Source organism: Candidatus Binataceae bacterium (assembly GCA_035508495.1).
Lineage (GTDB): Bacteria > Desulfobacterota > Binatia > Binatales > Binataceae > JASHPB01.
Genome location: DATJMX010000084.1, coordinates 36652 through 56934 on the forward strand (window position 1 = coordinate 36652; position 20283 = coordinate 56934).

The window sequence follows — 20283 nt, forward strand, 5'->3', positions numbered from 1 at the left end:
GAGTCGACAATTTGCGTTCGTTGCCCTATGCGCAGGCGGCGGCGTGGCTTGAGATTGCTACGCCGCGGCGGCCCTGGCGCAGGTCATTGCGATCGAAGCCGTTGGTGCAGTAGCCGATCGAAATGCCGGTGCCAGGATCGCCCCATCCGATCTGGCCGCCGGCGCCGCCGTGGCCGAATGCTAACGGCGAGTTGGTCTTTCCGAATCCACGATAACTCGCCATCCCATCGCCGCCGGCGACAACTACGCCGAGCGCTCGATTTACCTTGAATCCGAAAATCGGATCCTTGTAGTCGCCCGAGCGCACGCGCAGCGCGTCCTTGAGCGTCTCCACGTTCCAGATCGGCGCGCCATTGGATGCGCGATTGTGCAGCAGGCCCTGGTAGAACAGCGCGAGGTCGCCGGCTGTCATGATCCCGCCGCCGCCCGGCACGCCGGCTTCGCGCACGCCGGGATCGTTGAAGCCGAGGATCGCTTCCTCCGTGACTTCAGTTTCCGGCATCTCGGGGATGCCGAGTTTCTTGCGCTCCTCGTTGGTGAGCGCTTCGCCGACGTAGCACAGATCGGCAACGCGATTCTGATGCTCGCGCGGCAGGCCGACGCGCATCTCGGGAAGGCCGAGCGGCGTCGCGATTCGATCGCGCACGAACTCGCGAAAGCCCTGTCCCGTGCGGCGTTCGATGATCTCCGCGATAACCCAGAAGCCCGAGGTCGGATGGTATTCGAACTTGCTGCCGACCGGCCATTCGAGGCGCCATTTCGCAAAGCGCTCAAGGCGCTTGCTGCGATCATTCCATTCGCCCTGCGGATAAGGCGCATTCGGAAAGCCGCCGATATGCAGCAGCACCTGCTCGACGGTGATGCTTTCCTTCCCGTTGGTGCCGAACTCCGGAACGATATCAGCAACACGCTCCTTGGGATCGAGCTTGCCCTCACCCATCACAATCCAGGACGCGGCCGACATGATCGCTTTCGTGCAGGAGAAGACGACGTAGAGCGTATCGTTGGTGGCGGGCTTGTCCGCGCCGCCCTGGTTCGCTTTGCCGAACGTGCGCATCGCGCCGATCTTTCCATTGCGCGCGATGGCGATCTGCACCGACGGCAGAAGCCCTTCGTTCACTTCACGCTCGGCGCGCTGGAAGAGCGCATCGACCTTTGCGGGATCGAGACCGAGTTCACGGGGATGTTCGGCAAACTTTTCCTGCGACGGCATCGTGGTTGTCCTCTCTTAAGAAGGTGGCCGATCTCTACCACATCGCGGCCGGGTCGTCAGGCCAAAGCTGAGCTCATCAAATTCGAGCCGGGATCTCGGCAATAGTATTGCCATTGGCATCATAACCGCTTACTAAGTGCGCTCGGGAGGATCTATGAGCAATAGCCAACGCCGTTGGATTATTCCGATCGTCGCCGTCTCGATCGCTCTTCTCGCCGCGCCATCGGCGAATGCGTTCAAGGCTTCCGCGCCCGCTCCTTCGCTTGGGACCGGGAACCTCGATCCTGAAACCCGCACCGGCCTTTATTTCAACTTGATCAGAAACTTCCCGGCGCTGGAGCGCGCGTTTCTCTATCGCATGCCGAAAGGCGGCGACATTCACAATCATCTGAGCGGCGCGGTGCTGGCGGAGAGCTACATCAAGTGGGCTTCGCAGTTGAACTACTGCGTTTGCACGAATCAGAAATGCGGCAATGACACGCAGTACACGATTGTCACGCCGTCGCAATCGCCGCCGGCGTGTAATTCATCGGCGGGACTCGCGCCAATCGCACAGGCCACGCGCAAACCGAGTTTCTACAACGCGATGATCGATGCGCTCTCGATGCGCAACTTTGTCTCGACCGGTCCGACGAGCGGGCACGATCACTTCTTCGATACCTTCGGGAAGTTCGGCGCGATTTCAGGCGTCAAGACCGGCGCGATGCTCGCCGAGGTCGCATCGGTCTGGCATGCCGAGAACGTCAAATATATCGAGCTGATGCTGTCGCTCAACGGCGGGTCCCAGACCCGGGCGCTGGTGAATGGAATGACCTTCGATCCGACGAAGATGCAGCAGCTCTTCGACTTCATCGTCAACAACCCCAACTTTCCGAGCTATGTCGCCGGCGGCACGAGCGATCTCAACGATGCCGAATCGGACATGCGCTCAGAGCTCGGATGCGGCACGCGTCGCGCCGATCCGGCATGCAATGACGAAACGATCCGCTACGTCTACCAGATCAATCGCACGCAGACGCCGATCAACGTTTTCGCGACGGCGGTTTACGGATTCGAGCTGGCTGCCGCCGATCATCGAATGCTCGCAGTAAACCTCGTTGCGCCAGAAGACAACCCGGTCGCACTGAGCGATTACCTGACGCAGATGCAGATCATCGGATTCCTGTCGCAGGTGGTGCCGGGCGTCAGGATTTCTCTTCACGCCGGCGAGCTCACGGCGGTTTTTGTGCCGCCGCAGGATCTTACGTTCCACATTCGCGCCGCGGTCGAGACCGCAGGAGCGGATCGTATCGGGCACGGCGTCGATATCGAAAGTGAAACCAACTGGCAGCAGCTCATGACGGAGATGGCCGCCGAGCAGCGGCTCGTCGAGATTTGCCTGACCAGCAACGACTTCATCCTGAACGTCGTCGGGTCTGCACATCCATTCGAGACCTATCGTTCCTACGGCGTGCCGCTCACGCTCGCGACCGATGATGCGGGCGTGTCGCGGATCGATCTGACGCACGAGTATCAGCGCGCGTCCGATACGTATCAGCTCAAGTACACCGACCTGAAGCAGCTCGCGCGCAACAGCCTCGAATATGGCTTCCTGCCGGGCGAGAGTCTTTGGGCGAGCACGGTGCCGTTCGTGCGCAATAGCGCCTGTATCAATGACTCACCGTTAGCGCGCCGAATCTCCGCGCCTTGCCAGAGCTTGCTGAGCAACAGCGAGCGCGCGAGCCAGCAATGGGAACTCGAGGGCGATTTCGCGACGTTCGAGCTGGGAGTCGTAGGAGGCGCTTCGCTCGCGCCGTAGTCCGAACGAAGAAGCTCAGGCTCCTTGCGCGGAGATCCAGCCGGCGCGGCCCGGCAGCGTATCGCGGATGACCTCGCACGCGGGCAGCTCCGAGGTCCGAAGACGTTCGGCCACATCGCGCAACTGCACGAACTTCGCGCCGCGTTCGCCGAGTGCGCGCACCAGCGCGGTGAAGGCATCCAGCTGGCCCATCCCCTCGGTCTCGGCGTGGATCGTATGAACGTTGAGCGAGTCTTCCCTGAACTGGCCGAGGTAAAAATCGTGGACGGCTTGAGCGTCGTGCAGTTCGGGTCGGCCCATCACCTCGTCGAGCGTCGGCAGCGTCGTGGGGATCTCGGGTGTCGCTAGCGCGCGGCCCTCGACGACGCATCGATAGGGCGAACGTCCGCGCGTATCGCTGTGATAGTCGAGCTTGAGATCTTCGAGGGCGAGCAGAGCGGCCGAGCTCGTGCGCCATCCCGGTGCGGCGAAGCTGCGCGGCGCCTCGCCGAAGATTGCGCGATAAGCTTCGCGCGCATCTGTCAATTCATCGCGCACGCCGCGTTCGCCGATACGGTCGATCTCGTCCTGCCATCGCACGTGATCGTAGCCGTGAACGCCAACTTCGAAGCCGCTGCGCTTGAGCGCGCGCATCGTTTCGGGAAACGCCAGCGCGATCGGACGCGCTGGCAGCAATGTGCCCGACAGAATCGTGCGCACGCCGTACATCGCGACCGCATTGGTGCGGAACATCTTCTTGAGGAATCCGCGATTGCGGAAAACGCGCGCGACCGCGCGGCCCGAGTTGTCCGGCCCCATGGCGACATAGAAACTCGCCGTGATGCCGTCGCGCTCGAGCATCTGCACGAGGCGCGGCACGCCCTGTTCCATGCCCTGGTGGGTATCGACGTCGATCTTGAGCGCGACTTCCATTGAACCAGGTCGAACGCTAGGCCATTTCCTGCCGGAACCAGTCCATCGAGAGTTTCACGCCCTCGCGCAGACTCACTTTCGGTGTAACGCCGAGCAGCGTGCGCATCTTGGCGTTATCGGGCACGCGGCGCGGGATGTCCTCGTAGCTGTTGCCGTAAACCTCTTCCTGCGTGACGAATTTGATCTTCGAGCGGGTCTCGCCGTACAGCTCGAGCATCAGCTTGGCGAACTCGAGCACTGTTGTCTCGATGTCAACGCCGATATTGATCGCCTGCCCATCGGCCTTCGGGTTTACTCCCGCCTGGATCGTGGCCTCGACCGCGTCGGTCACGTAGGTGAAGCAGCGGGTCTGCTGGCCATCGCCGATAACAGTCAGGTCAGCGCCGCGCAGCAGCTGCCCCATGAAAATCGTGAACAGGCGGCCGACGTCGACCTTGTCGAGGCGCGGACCGTAGACGTTGAAATAGCGCATGATCGTCATCGGCAGTCCGAGCTTGTGGTACGCGAAGAAGAAATGCTCGCCGACCGCTTTCGAGGTCGAGTAGCACCAGCGGTCGATACTGGTGGCGCCGAGCACGCGGTCGTCGTCTTCGCGCCAGGGCACCTTGGGATTACGTCCGTACACTTCCGACGTCGAGCTGAACACCACTTTCTTGCTGTACTTGTAGGCGGCCTTCAGGATGTTCTGCGTGCCGTTCACGTTAACATTAAGTGTTTCGTATGGATCGCCGACATAGTGCTCGACGCCAACGACGGCGGCCAGGTGGTAGATGAGATCCGACTTGGCGACGAGGCCGTCGATCAACTCGATGTTGAAAATCGAATCATGCACGTAATGAAAGCGCGGGTTGTTCAGGAGATGCCGCACCTTGGCGATCGAGCCGGTATCGAGCACGAAGACCTCGTCGCCGCGTGCGATAAAAGCGTCGGCGAGATGCGAGCCAAGAAATCCCGCGCCGCCTGTGATCAGAATTCGCATGATGCCTCCTGAGACCAATGTTCAATTCAAATTCGGCCGCCGATGCGGCCCTTGTCGCCGAGCACGGCGCGTGCTGGACCTTCAACCGCGCCTTCGAACTGCGCGCGCACGATTGTGATACTGCCCTCGCCCGCCGCGACTTCGAGCGAGCCGTCGCCACGTTCGGCGATTATCGCGCCCGCAACTCCGCGCGTTCCGGACTCCGCCGCGATCGCCGCGCGCCACACTATCAGTTTACGGCCGTCCACCGTCGTAAACGCGCCCGGATAAGGATGCGTGACCGCGCGCACGAGGTTGAAGATTCGCCGCGCCGGCCAATTCCAGTCGATGCGCCCGTCCGCGGGCCGCCGCCGTCCGAAGTAGCTGCCTTCGGCGATATTCATCGGCCTTCGCGGCGCGCCGCCCACAACAATTTGCGGATGAAATTCGTTGATCAATCTAACGCCGAGCGGCACGAGCTTCCGATAGAGCGTGAGCGCCGTGTCATCATCATCGATCGCAATGCCGCGCTGTCCAACAATATCGCCCGCATCGGCGCGCGCGACCATGTGATGCAAGGTGACACCCGCCTCGCGCTCGCCATTCACGAGCATCCAGTTCACCGGCGCTCGCCCGCGATACTTCGGCAGCAACGAGCCGTGCATGTTATAAGCGCCGCGGTGCGCGAGTTCGAGGATGCTCTCCGGAATCAGGTAGCGGTAGTAGAAGGAATAGATGACCGCCGGATTCATCGCCGCAATGCGCTCGCGCCAGGTGTCATCGACACGATCGGGCACGTGGACCGGCACGCCATGCCGCAGCGCCAGATCGGCGACGCTCCGCCACCAGATTTCTTCGTGCGGATCATCGAGGTGCGTGAACACGGCCGCGATCGGCGCGCCCATCGCGAGCAGCGCCTCGATGCAGGCGTAGCCCATCTCGTGATAGGCGAACAGCACGCAAGGCGCGGAGCTCACCTGCGCCGCGATACTCGAGTTCTGCAACTCCACGCTATTGGCGATACGGTTCGCCGCTCTCCGTGGCCGCGCTGTGAACCGCGCGCACGATGTAAGTCGGGCGGCGCCGCACTTCGATATAGATGCGCCCGACGTACTCGCCGATCAGGCCCAGCGCCAGCACGATAAACCCGATGAAGAAGAACAGGATCGTGAAAAGCATCCAGACCGCGCCTTCTTCCTGCGGTCCGTAGATCAGCCGATGCGCCATCAGCAGCACGGCGAGGATCGCGTCGAGGATGAAGATTGCGATTCCGGCAAGGCTCACGGCCTGGATCGGGATCAGCGAAAAGCCGGTGATCAGGTTGAGGCTCAGTTTCGCGAGGCTGAACAGGTTGTACTTGGATTCGCCGCTCGCGCGTTCGTCGTGGGCGACCGGGATCTCGGCAACGCGCTTGGCGAAAGTGTTGGCGAGCGCTGGAACGAAAGCCGCCTTCTCGTCGCAGTCCGCTACTGTGTCGACGACGTGGCGCCGGTAGGCGCGCAGCATACATCCGTAGTCGTGCATCGGCACGCCGACGATCAGCGACGTCAACCGATTGTGAAGGCGCGATGCGTAACGCCGGAACGCGTCGTCCTGCCGCTCCTCGCGCCATCCGCCGACGACATCGTTGCCCTCGTCGATCGCGGCGAGCAGCCGCGGAATTTCCTCGGGAGGATTCTGCAGGTCGGCGTCGAGCGTGACGACAACCTCGCCTCGCGACTGGCGGAAGCCCGCGAGGATCGCCGAATGCTGCCCGAAGTTGCGCGCGAGCTCGACCACGCGCACACGGCCGTCTTCGTCGGCGGCTATCGAGCAGAGGATCTTCAGCGAGTCATCGCGCGAGCCGTCGTCAACGAAAACCGCCTCCCAGCTTCGGTCCAGGCCGGCGAGCACCGGCCGCAGCCGCGTCCACAGCGCGTTGAGATTCGCCGATTCGTTATAAACGGGGATGACAATCGAGACGAGCCGCTCGGGCGCTCGCGATTGCGCGGAGATACCGCGAAGCGGCGCGATTTTTCCGGATGGAGTCATTTTCTGATGTAGAGGCCCGGGCGCAAAGGCTAGCGAAGGTACCGAACCGTCAGGTGATTGTTACAAACAAGGCCGAGCAATTAAAGATGACCACCCGACCGTCTTGCAGACAAAAAACTCGAACGAAGGTCCCGTAAAACTCCGCAACAAATTCCGCGGCGACAACCTGCCCTCCCCGCATCGGAAGGGAAGGTGTGTTAGGTAGGTTTTTCGCCGGCAATGCTCGGCGAATTCAAGAGATCCGGACAACGACCTAAACCGCTTCCCGCACGGGAAGGGGGACCAGAAATGCCGGCGCTTGAATCGTTCGGGCGTTGATCTCTTTCGTCGCTACCGGGAGACTGCTGCGTCATGGCTCGGGGCAACCGCTGGCTGCGCTTCATTCTGATCGCGCTCGGAGCAGCGATTCTTTATCTTCCCGGGCTTGGACGGCCTGCGCTTTGGGAGCCTGACGAGGGGCGTTACGCGGAGATCGCGCGCGAGATGGTCGCGACCGGCGACTACGTAACGCCGCGCGACGACCAGCAGCGCTATTTCGAGAAACCTCCGCTGGTCTACTGGGCCGAGGCGGAATCGATCAAAATTTTCGGCGCCAATGAGTTCGCGGTGCGCCTGCCCGCCGCCCTGTTCAGCGTCGGGCAGGTAGTGGTGACGGCCGCGCTCGCCGAGGCGATGCTCGGGGCTGACACCGCGATTCTCGCTGCGATGACGCTGGCGCTGAGCCCGCTGTTCTTCGGCTTCGCGCGCTTCGCGACACTCGACCCGGCGCTCGCGTTCTTTCTTACTGCCGCAATCGGCGCCTTCTATGCCGCCGCTCGCGCCCCCGCCTTTGATTCACGCACTGCGCGACTGTGGATGCTCTTCACGTCCGCGATGCTCGCGCTGGGAACGCTGGCCAAAGGCCCGGTCGCGCTTTTACTGGGTGGTCTGATCGCTCTCGTCTGGATCGTCATCGAAAAGCGCGGCCGCGAAATCCGGAAGATGCCGCTGATCACGTGCGCGATCGTGTACGTCGCGATCGTCGCGCCATGGTTCGTGCTCACCGAGATGCGCAACCCGGGCTTCCTGCACTTCTTCTTCGTGCACGAGCATCTTCAGCGCTACGTCAGTTCGAGCGAGCACGGATGGGGCCTGTGGTTCTTTATTCCGATCCTTATCGGTGGGGCGTGGCCGTGGATTTTCTTCGCGCCCGATGGGTTCCTTGCGCTGTATTCCGGGAGCACGCCCGTAGGTGAAAGCCGCCGCTCCGAGGCTCGGTTGCTCGCGATCTGGTTCGTACTGATTTTTGTTTTCTTCTCGATTCCGCGCTCGAAGCTGGGCTCGTATATTCTGCCTGCGATCCCGCCGCTTGCGATTGCCGCCGGCAATGGACTCTATCGCCTTCGAGCGATGAGCGCCGAGTCGCGCTCGCGCCTGCTGTTGTGGTTTCTGGCGGTCAATGCGATCGGCGCGATCGCGGGCGCCGCAGTGGTCTACGGTTTCGTGAATCGCGCCCATCCTGCCCTCGCACAGGACGCTGTCATCGTCGCGCTGTTTATCGTGGTCGGCGCGATCATGATGTACGGAACGGCGCACGACCAAGGCCGCGTCGGCTACGGCGCCGCCGCCATGGCGCTCGCGATGATCGCGACGCTGGGCCTCGGCGAGCGCGCGCGCCGCGACGTGGCTCCACTCACGACCTATCGCGATCTCGCTTCGATCGTGAAGCCTTACGTGCAGGGTGGGTGTGTCCTCGGTTCGTATCGCCATTACGTTCAGTCGCTGCCCTTCTATACCGGGACGATCGAAACGCGCGTCGAGTATTGGGGCGAGCTCGCGGAGACCGGCGAACCGGAGACGCTCGACAGGCGTTTCTTTATCGGTTCGGAGTCGAGCCTGAAGCATACCTGGGGATCCGGGACGTGCATGGTGCTGATCGTCAATCGCAAGGATCTCGCCGCGCTCACTGCGTCGCTTGCCCCGCCGCCCACGGTGCTCGGATGCGAAGGCAAGAAAATCGCGCTCCTCAACGGCCACGCCGACAGCGCCGCGCCGAATTGTGCACAGGATGGCGGATAAGAATGTTCATCCGCAGCGACGCCGGGCTTGGAACCGATGCGTTGTGGCGATAGGTTTCACGCTGGCAGGGGTGTGATGCGGAAGGCTTTGTGTGCGGCTCTGGCCGCGATATTTGCGCTTGCGCTTGGCGGCTGCGCGCCGGTTTATCAGGACCACGCCCAGCAGGAGCTGGCTACGGGGCAGCTCGACGCGGCTGCGGCTGACGTGACCGCAGCGCTCAGTCACGATCCCAACAATCTCAAGCTGCAGAATCTCGCTGCGCAAATCTTCACGCAGCGCGGGGTCCAGTATTACCAGGGCGGCGAGATGATCGCGGCCTCCGACGATTTCCATCGCGCGATCAGCTACGACCCGATGTATTCGCGGGCCTACGACTACCTCGGCATGCTCTCGTTCCAGCAGAGCAACTGGCAGGACGCGATTAACTACGGCGACAAGGCCGCGTCGCTCGAGGGCAAACCCGATCCGGGCTACGTCGCAGCCGCGCGCAAGAACATGCAGCAAACTCAACTGCTCCGCGCGCCCAAGCTGTACAGGGTGCGTTGAGGCCCTGCTGACGCAGGCATGAAAATCTGGAACACTTGCGCGCGAGCATAGAACCCGACAGTGGCAGACAAGAAAAACCAGCCCGCCTCCCCGCCGAATCAAGCATCGCCGAACGACTTGACGCTCGGACAGTCGATCGCCGAAGCGCGCGAGCGCAAAGGGTTTTCGCAGGACGACGTCGTGCGCGAGACCCATCTGCCGATCCATTATGTGCGGATGATCGAGAGCGACAACTACGGAGCGATTTCCGATCAACTTTATGTGCTGCCATTCCTGAGGCGCTACGCGACCTTTCTTGACCTCGACGCCGAGGAAGTTGCGTCGCGTTTTGTGCGTGACGTGCAGCGCTCCGAGACCAATGTCACGCGGATGTCCGAGCCCATCACGATGGTCCAGAAAAGACGTGGCTCCTGGCGCACGCTCGTCATCGGGCTGCTCGTCATCGCGGCGCTCGGGGCGGTCGCGGAACTCGCGTTGCGCCATTTCGAGCTGATCAAGCAGGCGCTTCATCCCTCGTCGGCCGCTTCGTCCGCACCGATGCCGGGCGCGACGATCGAGACGTCGGTTGCGCCGGCCGAAGCTCCAGTCTCGAGCCCCGCGCAGATCGCATCGCCAGCCGCGCAAACCGCGCCGATGGCCGCCGCCAGCGCTGTGCTGCCCTCAGCACGTGGGACCAGCGTCGCGCCACAACCACGCAACGAGACCGGGAATCAGGAAGAAAACTAACTCAGTGCAAGAGGTTGTTGGCAATCTCTTCGCCGACGATCCTCTTGGCTTGCTCGGCATCGTCGCCGCCATGAATCAGCGCGAGCACTTTGAGTTCTCCGGACAATGATCCCAGGTTGGCGCGCGCGAAAATCACGGTGTCATAGATCTGGTTCTTGGGAATCGAGTCGTACGGCGACGAACCGTTACCGCGCATCGATTCCTTGAAAGCCTGCTCATTGCGGAAGGCCGATGTGAGGTCGTCGTCGGTACCTTGCGCCTGGCGCCGCGCCGCCTCCGCGTACGGATCGAGCTGCTGATCGCCGGTGTCGCCGAGCGGCGGCGCATTCCCGCCCGCCTCTTCGAGCAGCCGCACCATCGCCGGATCGCCGGGAAATACCTCCGACAGTGAAACTCCCGGCGCCATGACTTTCTGGTTCACCGTCACCGTCAGTGTTACCGTGTCAGTCACGTTGCCAAGCGTGCGGCGCTCAGCCGCGAAGTCCTGGTTGAGGACGGTGAGCACGGTGGGATCGTTGCAAATCACGATCACGTCGGTATGAGGCGGCAGCTTCAACTTGCCGGCCGTCTTCACCGTGGCGGCGAACGCGATGCCGATCGCCGCCAGCATGGATACCGTGGCTGCCGCTGTGGCCCAGTATTTCGCAAGCCTGCGCGGATGACGCTCAACGCTCATCGAAATGCTCTTGCACCCTCGATCGGCCAAATCGCGACGACCTCGTCGCCGCGCACGACATAGTACTCGCTGTGGAGATTAATCGTAGTGTCGCCATGACTCGGCACCAAATCGATTTTCGAGCCGGGCGCGATCTCGAGGTCGCCGGCCGCCAGATGGCCATGCTCCTCCGAAAGCCGCGCCACCTTCACGGGCAAATCTTTTCCTGTCGGGGGTCCGAACTCGTTGGTGAGAGCCTTCAGCCCCGCGTCGGTAATCGCTCGATCGCCGCGCCTGGAAATGACCGTCGTCAGCAGCGTCAGGGCGGGTTGCCCCAGGTCGGGCCGCACAATTCGGTAGGCGCCATCCATGAAGACGTAGGAGCCCGCCTGAACCTCGGTCACGTCAGGCCAGTTGCCCGCGATGTCGTAGGTGCCGGTTCCGCCGGCGCTCACGATTTCGGGCGGCAAGCCCGCTCGACGCAGAGCCTCGACGTGGTCGCTGAGTCGCGTGAGCGCCGCCGTCGCCGTCGCGATTCGCTTCTCGCGATCGGGCAGCAGCACGGCGTGGCCTTCGTAGCCCATGATGCCACGGTACTTGAGCGGACCGCGCCTGAGCCGGCGCACGAGCTCGACGGTCTCCTGCGGCGACTCGGCGCCGCAGCGATGCATCCCCGTATCAACTTCAATTATTACTTCAAGTCCGCGCCCTGCTCGTGCCGCACCCGCTTCGAGCTCGTTGATGTTGAACTCGCTTTCGACCGTCGCGATGACGTCGATCTTGCTCGCCGCGGCAAACAGCCGATCGATCTTCTGTGCTCCCGCAATCTGGTTCGCGAGTAGAACCGGCCCGAGCCTCGCGCGGGCAAGCACTTCGACCTCGCCGATCTTCGAGGCGGTGATCCCGATTGCCCCTGCGGCGAGCTGGCGCCGCGCCACTTCGGGCGTCTTCGGGGTCTTAAAGTGAGGCCTTAACTTTTGCGGCCGCACGGCGAAGTAGTCCGCCATCGCGCGGATATTCGCCTCGACTACGTCGAGGTCGAGAATCAGCGCCGGAGTATCAATCTCGGCCTTGCGCATTTCAGGGCAGCGTCTGCTTGAGCAATTCCTGCGCACGCGCCGCACGCCACTGTTTGAGGCGGTCGGCCAGCGTCAGATCGTGAAGCGCGAGAATCTGCGCTGCGTAGAGGCCGGCGTTGCCGGCGCCGGGCTTGCCGATCGCCATCGTCGCCACGGGAATCCCCTTGGGCATCTGGACGATAGAAAGCAGCGAGTCCATACCTTGCAGGGAAGTCGTCGGCATCGGCACGCCGATAACCGGCAGGATCGTTTTGGCCGCGAGCACCCCGGCAAGGTGCGCCGCACCTCCGGCACCTGCGATTATTACCCGGAGCCCGCGCTCGTGCGCGGTGGCCGAGTATTCAAGTGTCTGGTCCGGTGTGCGATGCGCGGACAGCACCCGAGCTTCATGTGGAACTTTAAGTTCTTCCAGGACCTCGGCCGCCGCCGACATGTACTCCCAGTCGCTTTTACTGCCCATCAGGATCCCGACTAGCGGCTTACCATCAGCCATCAGCTCTCCTCCAGTTCGCTCGTTGGAAAGTGAAGCCTGATAAGGCTCGCGCTTTCTGTCAAGCGAAGCGGTATGAGCGATGCGCAGTTTTAGGCACAATGACATGCGATGGCAGCGGAGATTCCGCGGAACAGTGCGAGCTTTACGCTGGAAGAGATCGCGCGCGCGACGGGAGGACGGCTCGTCGGGGATGCGGCGCTCACAACTCGCAGCGTCAGTATCGATACTCGTACGATGCAACCGGGAGCGCTGTTCGTGTCATTGCGCAGCCCTTCCAATGACGGTCATAACTATCTGTCACAGGCGCATGAGCGCGGCGCGGCCGCGGCGATTGTTGAGAACGGCAGAGCACTCGGCGGCTTCCCAGCGATCGAAGTGTCAGACACACTGCTCGCGATCGGAGCGCTAGCGCGTTTCCATCTCGCACGCGAACGGGCGGCTCGCCGCCTGCCGACGATCGCGATCGGCGGCGCCGTCGGCAAGACCACGACCAAGGAACTGACCGCAATCGTCGCGCGTGCGCTCTTCGGACCGACGCTCGCGACTACGGCAAACTTCAACAACCGCATCGGCGTGCCAATGACGATCTTCACGCTCACGCGAGAGCATCGCGCGGCGGTAATCGAATGCGGCACTAATCAGCCCGGCGAGATTGCGCACCTGGCGCGTATCGTCGAACCCGACGTGGCGATGGTCCTGAACGTGGACCTCGAGCACACCGAAGGCCTCGGCACGCTCGACGACGTGGCCGACGAAGAGGCGGCGCTCTTCTCCACGGCAAAAGCGATCGCGATCACGTCGGACGCGGAACCGCTCGTCCTCGCCCGCATCCCGCGGCATATGCGCGAACTCACGTTCGGTAAATCCACAAAAGCCGCCGTGCGACTTGTCGATCGCGTCATCGAAGCTCCGGGCCGGTCGCGCGTGAAGTATGCGCTTGCTCGGGCACTCGCTGAGGGCGAGACGCCGGCGATTGTCGAATCCACCATACAACTGCTGGGCGAAGCCGCCGCGCTCAACTGCGCTGCCGCTATCGCGGCCGGTGCGGCGCTGAGCGCCGCACCGCTCAGTGGCACGCAGCTTTCAGCAATAGCTACGGCCCTGGCGGCGGCGGCGCCCGTTCCAGGACGCCTCAGTACGCGGCGTATCGGCGATCTCGTCGTACTCGACGACAGCTACAACTCAAGCCCGCGCGCTCTGATCGCGGCGCTGGCGGCCGCGGGCGAAGTGGCCGAAGGCCTTGGCGCGCGGCTCGTGCTCGCGCTGGGCGACATGCTCGAGCTGGGTGCGCTGTCAGAGCAGGCACACAAAGACGCGATCAGTGCCGCGGTCGCATCGCGACCGGCGGCGCTGATCGCGGTGGGGCCCGCAATGAGCGCCGCCGCAAGCGCAAGCGAGGTGGGCGGCGCCGCAGGCGCCGTCCACCTCGCTTGCGCGCCGGACATCGCGGCCGCCACCGCGCTCGTCGCGGCGGCGATACGCCCCGGCGATGTACTGCTCGTCAAAGGCTCGCGCGGCATCGCGATGGAAGGCATCATCGACGCGCTCGCGCGTCGATGATGCCTTCCCCTCACCGATTGAGGATGTCTGCTACTCGGCCAAGGCTCGTCCGATCACCAATAACCACGAGCCGGTCGCCGGCGCGAATGATCTCGGACGCTCCAGGTACCATCGTTATCGGTTCGTCGCCGCGCTGAAGCGCGACGACGCGCAGCCGCGCCGTGCCCCGCTCCACCGACTCGATCGTTTTGCCGACCGCAGGACTGCCCTCGACAACCTGGATTTCCTCCAGATCGATCTGGACCCCGCGTCCTGGCAAGGTGAGCTCGAGAAAATCGACCACTGCAGGCCGCGTGATCATGGCTGCCACACGCATCCCACCGTGCTGATACGAGGAAATCACCGAGTCGGCGCCCGCGAGCTTGAGGCGCCGCATCCCCGCCTCGGTCTCTCCACGCGCGTGGATCTTGATAATGGGGTTCTTCTCGCGAGCGGACAGCGTGATGTACACATTGTCCGCATCGGAGCCGGTCGCGACGACGATCGCGCGAGCGTTTCGGACGCCGGCCTCTTCGAGGATTGCATCCTCAAGAGCGGACGCCACGATGAACAGCGCTCCGGCGCGGATTAGCTCGGGTTCGAGCCCCGGATTCGGATCGATAACCACCACCGCCAGATCGTCGCGCTTCAACTCATCTGTCACGGCGCGGCCGAACCGTCCGTAGCCACATACGATAATGTGATCGCGGAGCTGATGTATCTTTCGCTGCATCGATGTCGTCCCCAGGAACTCGCGGAGCTGCCCCTCAACCACAAGCTCAGCCGCGACAGTGAACAAATATAGCGCCGTGCCAACGCCGGTGACGATCAGAAACATCGTGAAGATTCGCCCGCCGGGGCCGAGCGGCTTGACTTCCTCGAATCCCACCGTCGATATCGTGATTACCGACATGTAGAGCGCATCGATGAACGACATGTCGGCGATCAATATGTAACCGGTAGTGCCGATCGCGACCAACAGCATTATGCCGCCGATTGCGATGGCAAATCTTCGAGTCGGAGTCAGTCTCATGCCGCGACCATCATGACGATGAGCGCTGTTTTATCAAAATCGGGAATATTGCCAGACCGCTATCACTTGCCGACACACGTCGCGTTGATAGTGTCGCCACCGACGCTCGAAACCCCGCTGGGCACCCCTAACGTAACCCCGGCATTGGTGAGTGACGATTGTTTGAGCGTGATTCCCTGCGTCACGTCCTGGATCGTGCACACCGGCGGATTCACAAACGGTTGCGCACTCGCAAACGAAACACCGCAGCTCGTAACGGTCCCGCTGCCGACCGTAATTGTAAACGCCGTGTTGGTCGAGGTTGATCCAATCGCCGGACTCGATCCGCAGCTGCTCAGCGTCGGCGCGGCATTCGTGCCCGTCGGATCGGCCATCGAGACGATGTTGCCGTTAGTAAGCACCACCGGGAGACTGCCTCCCGTGCGGCCGGTGATCACAAATGGCACCGCGTTGAAGACGCTCGCCGAACTGTCGCTCACGTGATCACCGATTTCGATATACTGCGGAATTCGCTGGCCGCCGTTGGTGTCGGTTAGCGGCGAGTTGAATGGCGTTTGCGGATAGTTTCCGCCAACGCCGTCGTTTTTGAGCGCGTTGCCAAACAAGTTATTGATGAATACTGCCGCACCGTCGCTTCCGCTCGGATCTATTGCAATATTCTCTGAATTCGAAAAGTTCGTATCGACGAAACTATCTTCAAAAGCTAAGTTACCGTGCGGAATAAACATGAGGTAGCCATTCGGACCGGCAACGTCGCCCAGCCTGAATCCTTTTACAGAGAGTTGACCAACGCTTCCGGTCGAGTAAACAAAGTATTGAGCGCTTTCAGATACACCGCGATCGAGCGTGCCGTACTCACTGATCGATTGTGAGAACAAATCGATTATATTGTTAGTCAAATTGATGTCGCGGACCCCGAAGGAACCGACGTGAGGGAAGTTCATCCCGAAATCGCGTTCTCCGGCCTGGCCGCCATCGATCACCTCATTGTAGGACTCGGCATTGGCCCCGTACCATCCGGACCATCCGCCTTTGCTTGCTGGCGCGTCGACCCAATCGCCGTCGTACGTCATGTTCTCGACGTTGGCGACAATCGCGCCCGTGCCGACCGTGAAGCATACTCCAGCCGAACCGCACTCGTTATGCCTGAACGTCCATCGCGTCGGCGTGGTGCCCGTTGTTGCCAGAGTCGCACCGGGGCCGGTACCATTGTAGTTATCGTTGTTGAAAACGATGCCCGGGGTGTTGCCCGCAACTCCGGGTATACCCAGATCTTCGATGCTGCCCCATCCTGACTTGTTGAGGTTGAATAGTATTCCTCCCGTCGGTCCGTCCCACTGTATCTGTGTTGCCCACGCGCCTTGTCCCGTATCGCCCGCGCCTCGTAGGCCGGCGCCCAAAAGGCCGTAGAAGCTCACCGTCTGGCCTAGCGGATACGGATTTCCGCATGCTGGCACGAAGACCGTACCGCAATTCTCGGTATGGCCATTCGCAATGCATGACGCATTGATTGCTGCCTGGAAAGCCGGAGCGTCGTCATGCCGCAATGTGAACGTTCCGGCTTGTGACGGCGCATTTGCGAGTGTGATTGTCGTTCCGCTAATCGCAGTGATCGTCGTAAGTAAATCCGCGGGGACGGAACCCGACTGCCGCGAATTGCCGAAATCCTCGTCCTGTCCGAACGAATTCCCCATATCGACGTATGTGAAGGTTCCCGCTGAAGCCTGCCCCACTGGCAGGTTGGGTAAGACGGCGTAGAGCGTCGAGGGAGTGCATGACGTGCCCGTGCATCGAAAGATCAAGCTGCCCAAAGCGTTGGGATCGGTAGTCCAGCCAACCTGGATGTTATTATTCGACGACACCACCGCCGGACCGCCGCTCACACACGACGCCGCACTCGGCGCCGACCACGAACCGTTCGATGCGACATTGACGATACTATAGCAATAGCTAGTTGTGCAGGTAGCGTTGTGAAACGGCGAATGAGACGAATCGGTGTTGCAATTGAGCGCGGGACTACCCTCAATCTGCGTGTCAGCCGTCGGGTGTGGATTGTTAGCGTAACTCGAGAGTTGCACGCTCGCGATCGTTGGCGCCGTAAGCGCGCTGGCTACGCCTGCGTGATCGAGTTTGACGTGCTGGCCGACTGCAAAGTCGCCCACGGCGCTAACCGTTATGGAAGTGTTCCCGGCCTGAGTAGTTGCCGAGGCCGTCGCGATCGAGCATGAAGCACCGTAGGCACGAACGTTCTGGACTCCATTTACTGAGTAATTGCTTATCGCGTTGCCGCCGTCGTTGCGCGCGCCGGCCATCTGCTGGATACTGCTCGTATCGGCGATCGCCTGCACTTGAGTCGGGTCCGTCGCGAGCGTTACGCCCGATTGTATAAGCGACTTGCCATTGATGACCGGGCTGATCCAGGTCACAGGCGATTCCACCGCTTGCCCGCCCGCAACGAAGTCGAGCAACGCCGCTGGCGAGGTTCCGGTTTCAACGTGAGTTCCGACCAGCGTCAGAGTGAGCGGATTGTTTCCCGGAAATAGCTGCGCGGCGTTCTGATTTCCGAGTTGCAGATCGCCGCCGACGACTTCATACGTGCCGTCGCCGTACAAGCGCAGCGGTATCTGAGAGCCGCCGTTTTCAAAGTCTATTTCGGGCTCCTGGAATACGTAGTCGTGATATACTACCGAACTACCGGCGTTTACGTCGTTGATCGTCTGCGCTCCAGGTGTAATGAACAACTGTGAATAGGTCCCGCCGGAGTCCTGGAGCATCATTCCGTACGCTCCGGGAAAGATCGTCAACCAGGATGCCTGCACCAGCCCTGAGTTATCCTGCAATTGAAGCCCCGCCTGCGAGCCCGACGCTGGATTGAGGAAGAGGTGCTCGAAATGCCCGCCATAACAGTTGTTATAGAAATCAACCGAAGCGACGGTGCCGCCTACAATCAGATGATCGAGGTTGGGATACAAGGTACCGACGCCGAGCACTCCGAAAGTACCGTTGAGCAATCGCAAATCACTTATGCGGTTCTGCGTCGAATTACCTACAAGCGCCCAGTTGCGAATCGGCATCCACGGCTTTGCCCCTGTGCCAAAGAGCGAATCTACCTGCACGAGGGTATCAACCGTGTTATCGATGTTCGTCAGAAACGCGGTGTTAGTATCAGAACTGAACTTCGATGTTGGCGCACTGAAGGCCGAGGTGTGGCGCGCAACGTTTGAAATCCGGATCGAATCCAGCTGTCCCGCCCATACCAGCCCGCCCGGATTGATATTACCCTGGAAGTTGGACAGCGCACCAAGTGCGAACTCCTCCGCTGCCTGCTGCACAAACGTTCCGGATGCTGCAACCGTGCTACCAATCTGAGTCCCATCGAGGAACAGACGGATTCCCGATCCGTTGTAATTGAACTCAACTTCGTGCACGGCGTTGGCGCTCACGCTGCCTGCGTTGCTGATGCAGATGCGGCCTGAACCCGAAGTCGTCAGGCATCCGCTCAGGGTATTGCCTGAACCGCTTTGCGTAAGAAACAGGTCCATCGCCCCGAACACAGGCTGATCGAGATCGCTACCTCGGCTTGAAATCAGATAATAAGCACCATTGGAGGTGCCCGTGTACTTGAAGAACATTTCCACGCTGAAGGCGTTCATACCATTGATCGCCGCCGCCGTTTCGAATGGCGAACCCGGACTGTTGCCTTCAGTTACGTCGTTCAACCGTAAGTACCAGTTTGCACCGGTGGGAAAATTCAACGAGTTGCCAGCTCCGGTCGCGAGTGAGGTCGCGGTAAATGTTCCGATCGATCCCGCGTTCTGCGGGCTCTCCAGGTAGAGGATCGGAAACAGACCCTGGCCTGCCGTGATGACCGATGCTTGCTCGCCGTCGCCGCGGAGATGAATCGGCGAACTACAATTCATGATGATCGGAAAACTGGTCAGGTAGCGCCCCGCGGGCAAATAGACTGTCGGCGCCTGCGTCGGGTTGCTCGTGGCTGCGGTACAGGCCGCATTGTAGGTATTCTGGATGGCGGTGGTGTCGTCAGTAGTATTGTCGCCCTTGGCGCCGAAGGCCCGGACATTGAATACGCCGTTGACGTTAAAGTTTGAAATGGAATCGGTGCCATCGCCTCGCGCGCCCAACAGTGTATTCAGCTGTGCGCCAGTTTGGCCGAACGCGATCGCATCGCCCGAAGTGGTCGCCGAAGCGAGTGAACTCACTTTGTTTCCGTTGGCGTTGAGTGCGGTCTCGAGCGGTGGTGTCGAGCACGACCATTGCCCACGCGTACCAAGCGCCCAGGCTCCGGAACCGCCGCTCACACACGGCGTCGCGCGCTCGCAGTCGGCGCAGTAAACGAGCAATCCGTCCTGCTCCGTCGGCAGATTGGCGAACGCCGGCGATACCACCGCCGGTGCGATCTGCTGCGTACCTGCGAATCGATCGTTTATCGCCGCGCGAAACTGCGCACCCGCACCTACACCAGTGAAGTTGGGAATCGGCAGGTATGCGCCGGACGGCGGCAGATTTGGCGGACCTTGAGCGAATGCCGGCGCAAGCACGAACAGCGCAGCCATCTTTACGATCGCCGCAACCGTACACCAACGCCATCGAGACTTTTTCATCTGCTCTCCCTTGCGATCGCGCACACCTACGCTCGTACCACGACGAAAACTCAGAACCCGATCGAAATCCAATAGAACGCATCGTTGGGCGACTGGTTGGTCAATGCACCACCAATCAGGTCGGAGAAAAATGTCCCCGAAGTCGCGGAGAATCCGACCACTTCGATAATCAATTTTCCCGTATGAGAATTTTGAAAAAAGTTTGTCAGCGTTGCCCCAGCCCATACGCAGGCGTTGGGAAACGCGGTCGGCCAAGTGACGGTATAGGGCTGGTCCTGCCCGAGGCCGCCGGACGGCGATACGACCCCCCATTGGACGATGGCACTAATCGCGCCGCGATTAATATCACTGAAGGGAACCTTGAGATATCCCTCTGTTCCCATCGAACCCGTGAAACCGGACATGAAGGCGAGCAGCGCCGCGATATTGCCGATATTCACATCCTGACGTTGCTTCAGTAGCGCGGTGCGATTTGCGAGTTGCTGGTGCGGCTGATTGGAAATACCAATTCCGCCGAAGCTCGCGCCTGAGGCCGCACCCTCGACTATGTCAGTCGCCTGGATCTCATATACTTCGTTCGAGGTGAACTCTGCCGCATCGATAAGGGTCGCCATCCTTCA

At 61.4% G+C, this 20283-nt stretch carries 16 protein-coding genes; 5 read left to right on the top strand and 11 right to left on the bottom strand.

Going from position 1 to position 20283, the window contains the following annotated elements; translation table 11 throughout:
* Positions 1 to 25: 25 nt before the first annotated feature.
* Complete coding sequence (locus VMA09_23795; protein ID HUA36648.1) at positions 26 to 1213, bottom strand: serine hydrolase domain-containing protein; 1188 nt, start codon at positions 1211 to 1213, stop codon at positions 26 to 28.
* Between the two features lie 154 nt (positions 1214 to 1367).
* Here VMA09_23795 and VMA09_23800 point away from each other — a divergent pair, with 154 nt between their 5' ends.
* Positions 1368 to 3011: a hypothetical protein gene (locus tag VMA09_23800; protein HUA36649.1), complete on the top strand. Its 1644-nt coding sequence runs from the start codon at positions 1368 to 1370 to the stop codon at positions 3009 to 3011.
* A gap of 15 nt (positions 3012 to 3026) precedes the next feature.
* Here VMA09_23800 and VMA09_23805 read toward each other — a convergent pair whose 3' ends face one another.
* From VMA09_23805 to VMA09_23820, 4 genes are read right to left on the bottom strand one after another with little or no spacing between them, the layout of a single operon-like run.
* On the bottom strand, positions 3027 to 3923 hold the full coding sequence (locus tag VMA09_23805) for a polysaccharide deacetylase family protein (GenBank protein HUA36650.1): 897 nt from the start codon (positions 3921 to 3923) through the stop codon (positions 3027 to 3029).
* Positions 3924 to 3939: 16 nt separating this feature from the next.
* Positions 3940 to 4902, bottom strand: coding sequence for a GDP-mannose 4,6-dehydratase (locus tag VMA09_23810; GenBank protein ID HUA36651.1), 963 nt, complete (start codon positions 4900 to 4902; stop codon positions 3940 to 3942).
* A gap of 26 nt (positions 4903 to 4928) precedes the next feature.
* Positions 4929 to 5858, bottom strand: a complete 930-nt coding sequence (locus tag VMA09_23815) for a formyltransferase (GenBank protein HUA36652.1) — start codon at positions 5856 to 5858, stop codon at positions 4929 to 4931.
* A gap of 34 nt (positions 5859 to 5892) precedes the next feature.
* Positions 5893 to 6912: a glycosyltransferase gene (locus VMA09_23820; protein HUA36653.1), complete on the bottom strand. Its 1020-nt coding sequence runs from the start codon at positions 6910 to 6912 to the stop codon at positions 5893 to 5895.
* A gap of 351 nt (positions 6913 to 7263) precedes the next feature.
* Between VMA09_23820 and VMA09_23825 the strand changes: the two genes are divergently transcribed.
* The 3 genes from VMA09_23825 (at position 7264) to VMA09_23835 (ending at position 10242) form a co-directional block, all read left to right on the top strand.
* Positions 7264 to 8970: a glycosyltransferase family 39 protein gene (locus tag VMA09_23825; GenBank protein HUA36654.1), complete on the top strand. Its 1707-nt coding sequence runs from the start codon at positions 7264 to 7266 to the stop codon at positions 8968 to 8970.
* Between the two features lie 75 nt (positions 8971 to 9045).
* Complete coding sequence (locus VMA09_23830) at positions 9046 to 9516, top strand: hypothetical protein (GenBank protein ID HUA36655.1); 471 nt, start codon at positions 9046 to 9048, stop codon at positions 9514 to 9516.
* A gap of 60 nt (positions 9517 to 9576) precedes the next feature.
* Complete coding sequence (locus tag VMA09_23835) at positions 9577 to 10242, top strand: helix-turn-helix domain-containing protein (protein HUA36656.1); 666 nt, start codon at positions 9577 to 9579, stop codon at positions 10240 to 10242.
* Position 10243: 1 nt separating this feature from the next.
* Here VMA09_23835 and VMA09_23840 read toward each other — a convergent pair whose 3' ends face one another.
* From VMA09_23840 to purE, 3 genes are read right to left on the bottom strand one after another with little or no spacing between them, the layout of a single operon-like run.
* Entirely contained in the window at positions 10244 to 10918 is a 675-nt protein-coding gene (locus VMA09_23840) for a hypothetical protein (GenBank protein ID HUA36657.1), read from the bottom strand.
* Positions 10915 to 11976 carry a DSD1 family PLP-dependent enzyme gene (locus VMA09_23845; GenBank protein HUA36658.1) on the bottom strand — a complete coding sequence of 354 codons (1062 nt, stop codon included), beginning with the start codon at positions 11974 to 11976 and terminating at the stop codon, positions 10915 to 10917. The genes VMA09_23840 and VMA09_23845 overlap by 4 nt, the downstream gene beginning before the upstream one ends.
* A gap of 1 nt (position 11977) precedes the next feature.
* Positions 11978 to 12469 (bottom strand): 5-(carboxyamino)imidazole ribonucleotide mutase, encoded by a 492-nt coding sequence (purE, locus tag VMA09_23850; GenBank protein ID HUA36659.1) that lies wholly within the window; start codon positions 12467 to 12469, stop codon positions 11978 to 11980.
* A gap of 108 nt (positions 12470 to 12577) precedes the next feature.
* On the opposite strand from purE, the gene VMA09_23855 reads away from it, so the two are divergent.
* Entirely contained in the window at positions 12578 to 14029 is a 1452-nt protein-coding gene (locus VMA09_23855) for a Mur ligase family protein (protein ID HUA36660.1), read from the top strand.
* A 10-nt stretch (positions 14030 to 14039) separates the two neighbouring features.
* On the opposite strand, the gene VMA09_23860 is transcribed toward VMA09_23855, so the two are convergent.
* From VMA09_23860 to VMA09_23870, 3 genes are all read right to left on the bottom strand, one after another.
* Positions 14040 to 15041, bottom strand: a complete 1002-nt coding sequence (locus tag VMA09_23860) for a potassium channel protein (protein ID HUA36661.1) — start codon at positions 15039 to 15041, stop codon at positions 14040 to 14042.
* A 62-nt stretch (positions 15042 to 15103) separates the two neighbouring features.
* On the bottom strand, positions 15104 to 19663 hold the full coding sequence (locus tag VMA09_23865) for a glycosyl hydrolase family 28-related protein (GenBank protein HUA36662.1): 4560 nt from the start codon (positions 19661 to 19663) through the stop codon (positions 15104 to 15106).
* A 50-nt stretch (positions 19664 to 19713) separates the two neighbouring features.
* Positions 19714 to 20277 carry a hypothetical protein gene (locus tag VMA09_23870; GenBank protein ID HUA36663.1) on the bottom strand — a complete coding sequence of 188 codons (564 nt, stop codon included), beginning with the start codon at positions 20275 to 20277 and terminating at the stop codon, positions 19714 to 19716.
* Positions 20278 to 20283 lie beyond the last annotated feature (6 nt).

Coding starts and splice junctions, on each gene's coding strand:
- VMA09_23860 (HUA36661.1), bottom strand. CDS start 15,041: ATGAGACTGACTCCGACTCGAAGATTTGCCATCGCAATCGGCGGCATA.
- VMA09_23865 (HUA36662.1), bottom strand. CDS start 19,663: ATGAAAAAGTCTCGATGGCGTTGGTGTACGGTTGCGGCGATCGTAAAG.
- VMA09_23845 (HUA36658.1), bottom strand. CDS start 11,976: ATGCGCAAGGCCGAGATTGATACTCCGGCGCTGATTCTCGACCTCGAC.
- VMA09_23805 (HUA36650.1), bottom strand. CDS start 3,923: ATGGAAGTCGCGCTCAAGATCGACGTCGATACCCACCAGGGCATGGAA.
- VMA09_23800 (HUA36649.1), top strand. CDS start 1,368: ATGAGCAATAGCCAACGCCGTTGGATTATTCCGATCGTCGCCGTCTCG.
- VMA09_23795 (HUA36648.1), bottom strand. CDS start 1,213: ATGCCGTCGCAGGAAAAGTTTGCCGAACATCCCCGTGAACTCGGTCTC.
- VMA09_23870 (HUA36663.1), bottom strand. CDS start 20,277: ATGGCGACCCTTATCGATGCGGCAGAGTTCACCTCGAACGAAGTATAT.
- VMA09_23810 (HUA36651.1), bottom strand. CDS start 4,902: ATGCGAATTCTGATCACAGGCGGCGCGGGATTTCTTGGCTCGCATCTC.
- VMA09_23855 (HUA36660.1), top strand. CDS start 12,578: ATGGCAGCGGAGATTCCGCGGAACAGTGCGAGCTTTACGCTGGAAGAG.
- purE (HUA36659.1), bottom strand. CDS start 12,469: ATGGCTGATGGTAAGCCGCTAGTCGGGATCCTGATGGGCAGTAAAAGC.
- VMA09_23820 (HUA36653.1), bottom strand. CDS start 6,912: ATGACTCCATCCGGAAAAATCGCGCCGCTTCGCGGTATCTCCGCGCAA.
- VMA09_23825 (HUA36654.1), top strand. CDS start 7,264: ATGGCTCGGGGCAACCGCTGGCTGCGCTTCATTCTGATCGCGCTCGGA.
- VMA09_23830 (HUA36655.1), top strand. CDS start 9,046: ATGCGGAAGGCTTTGTGTGCGGCTCTGGCCGCGATATTTGCGCTTGCG.
- VMA09_23840 (HUA36657.1), bottom strand. CDS start 10,918: ATGAGCGTTGAGCGTCATCCGCGCAGGCTTGCGAAATACTGGGCCACA.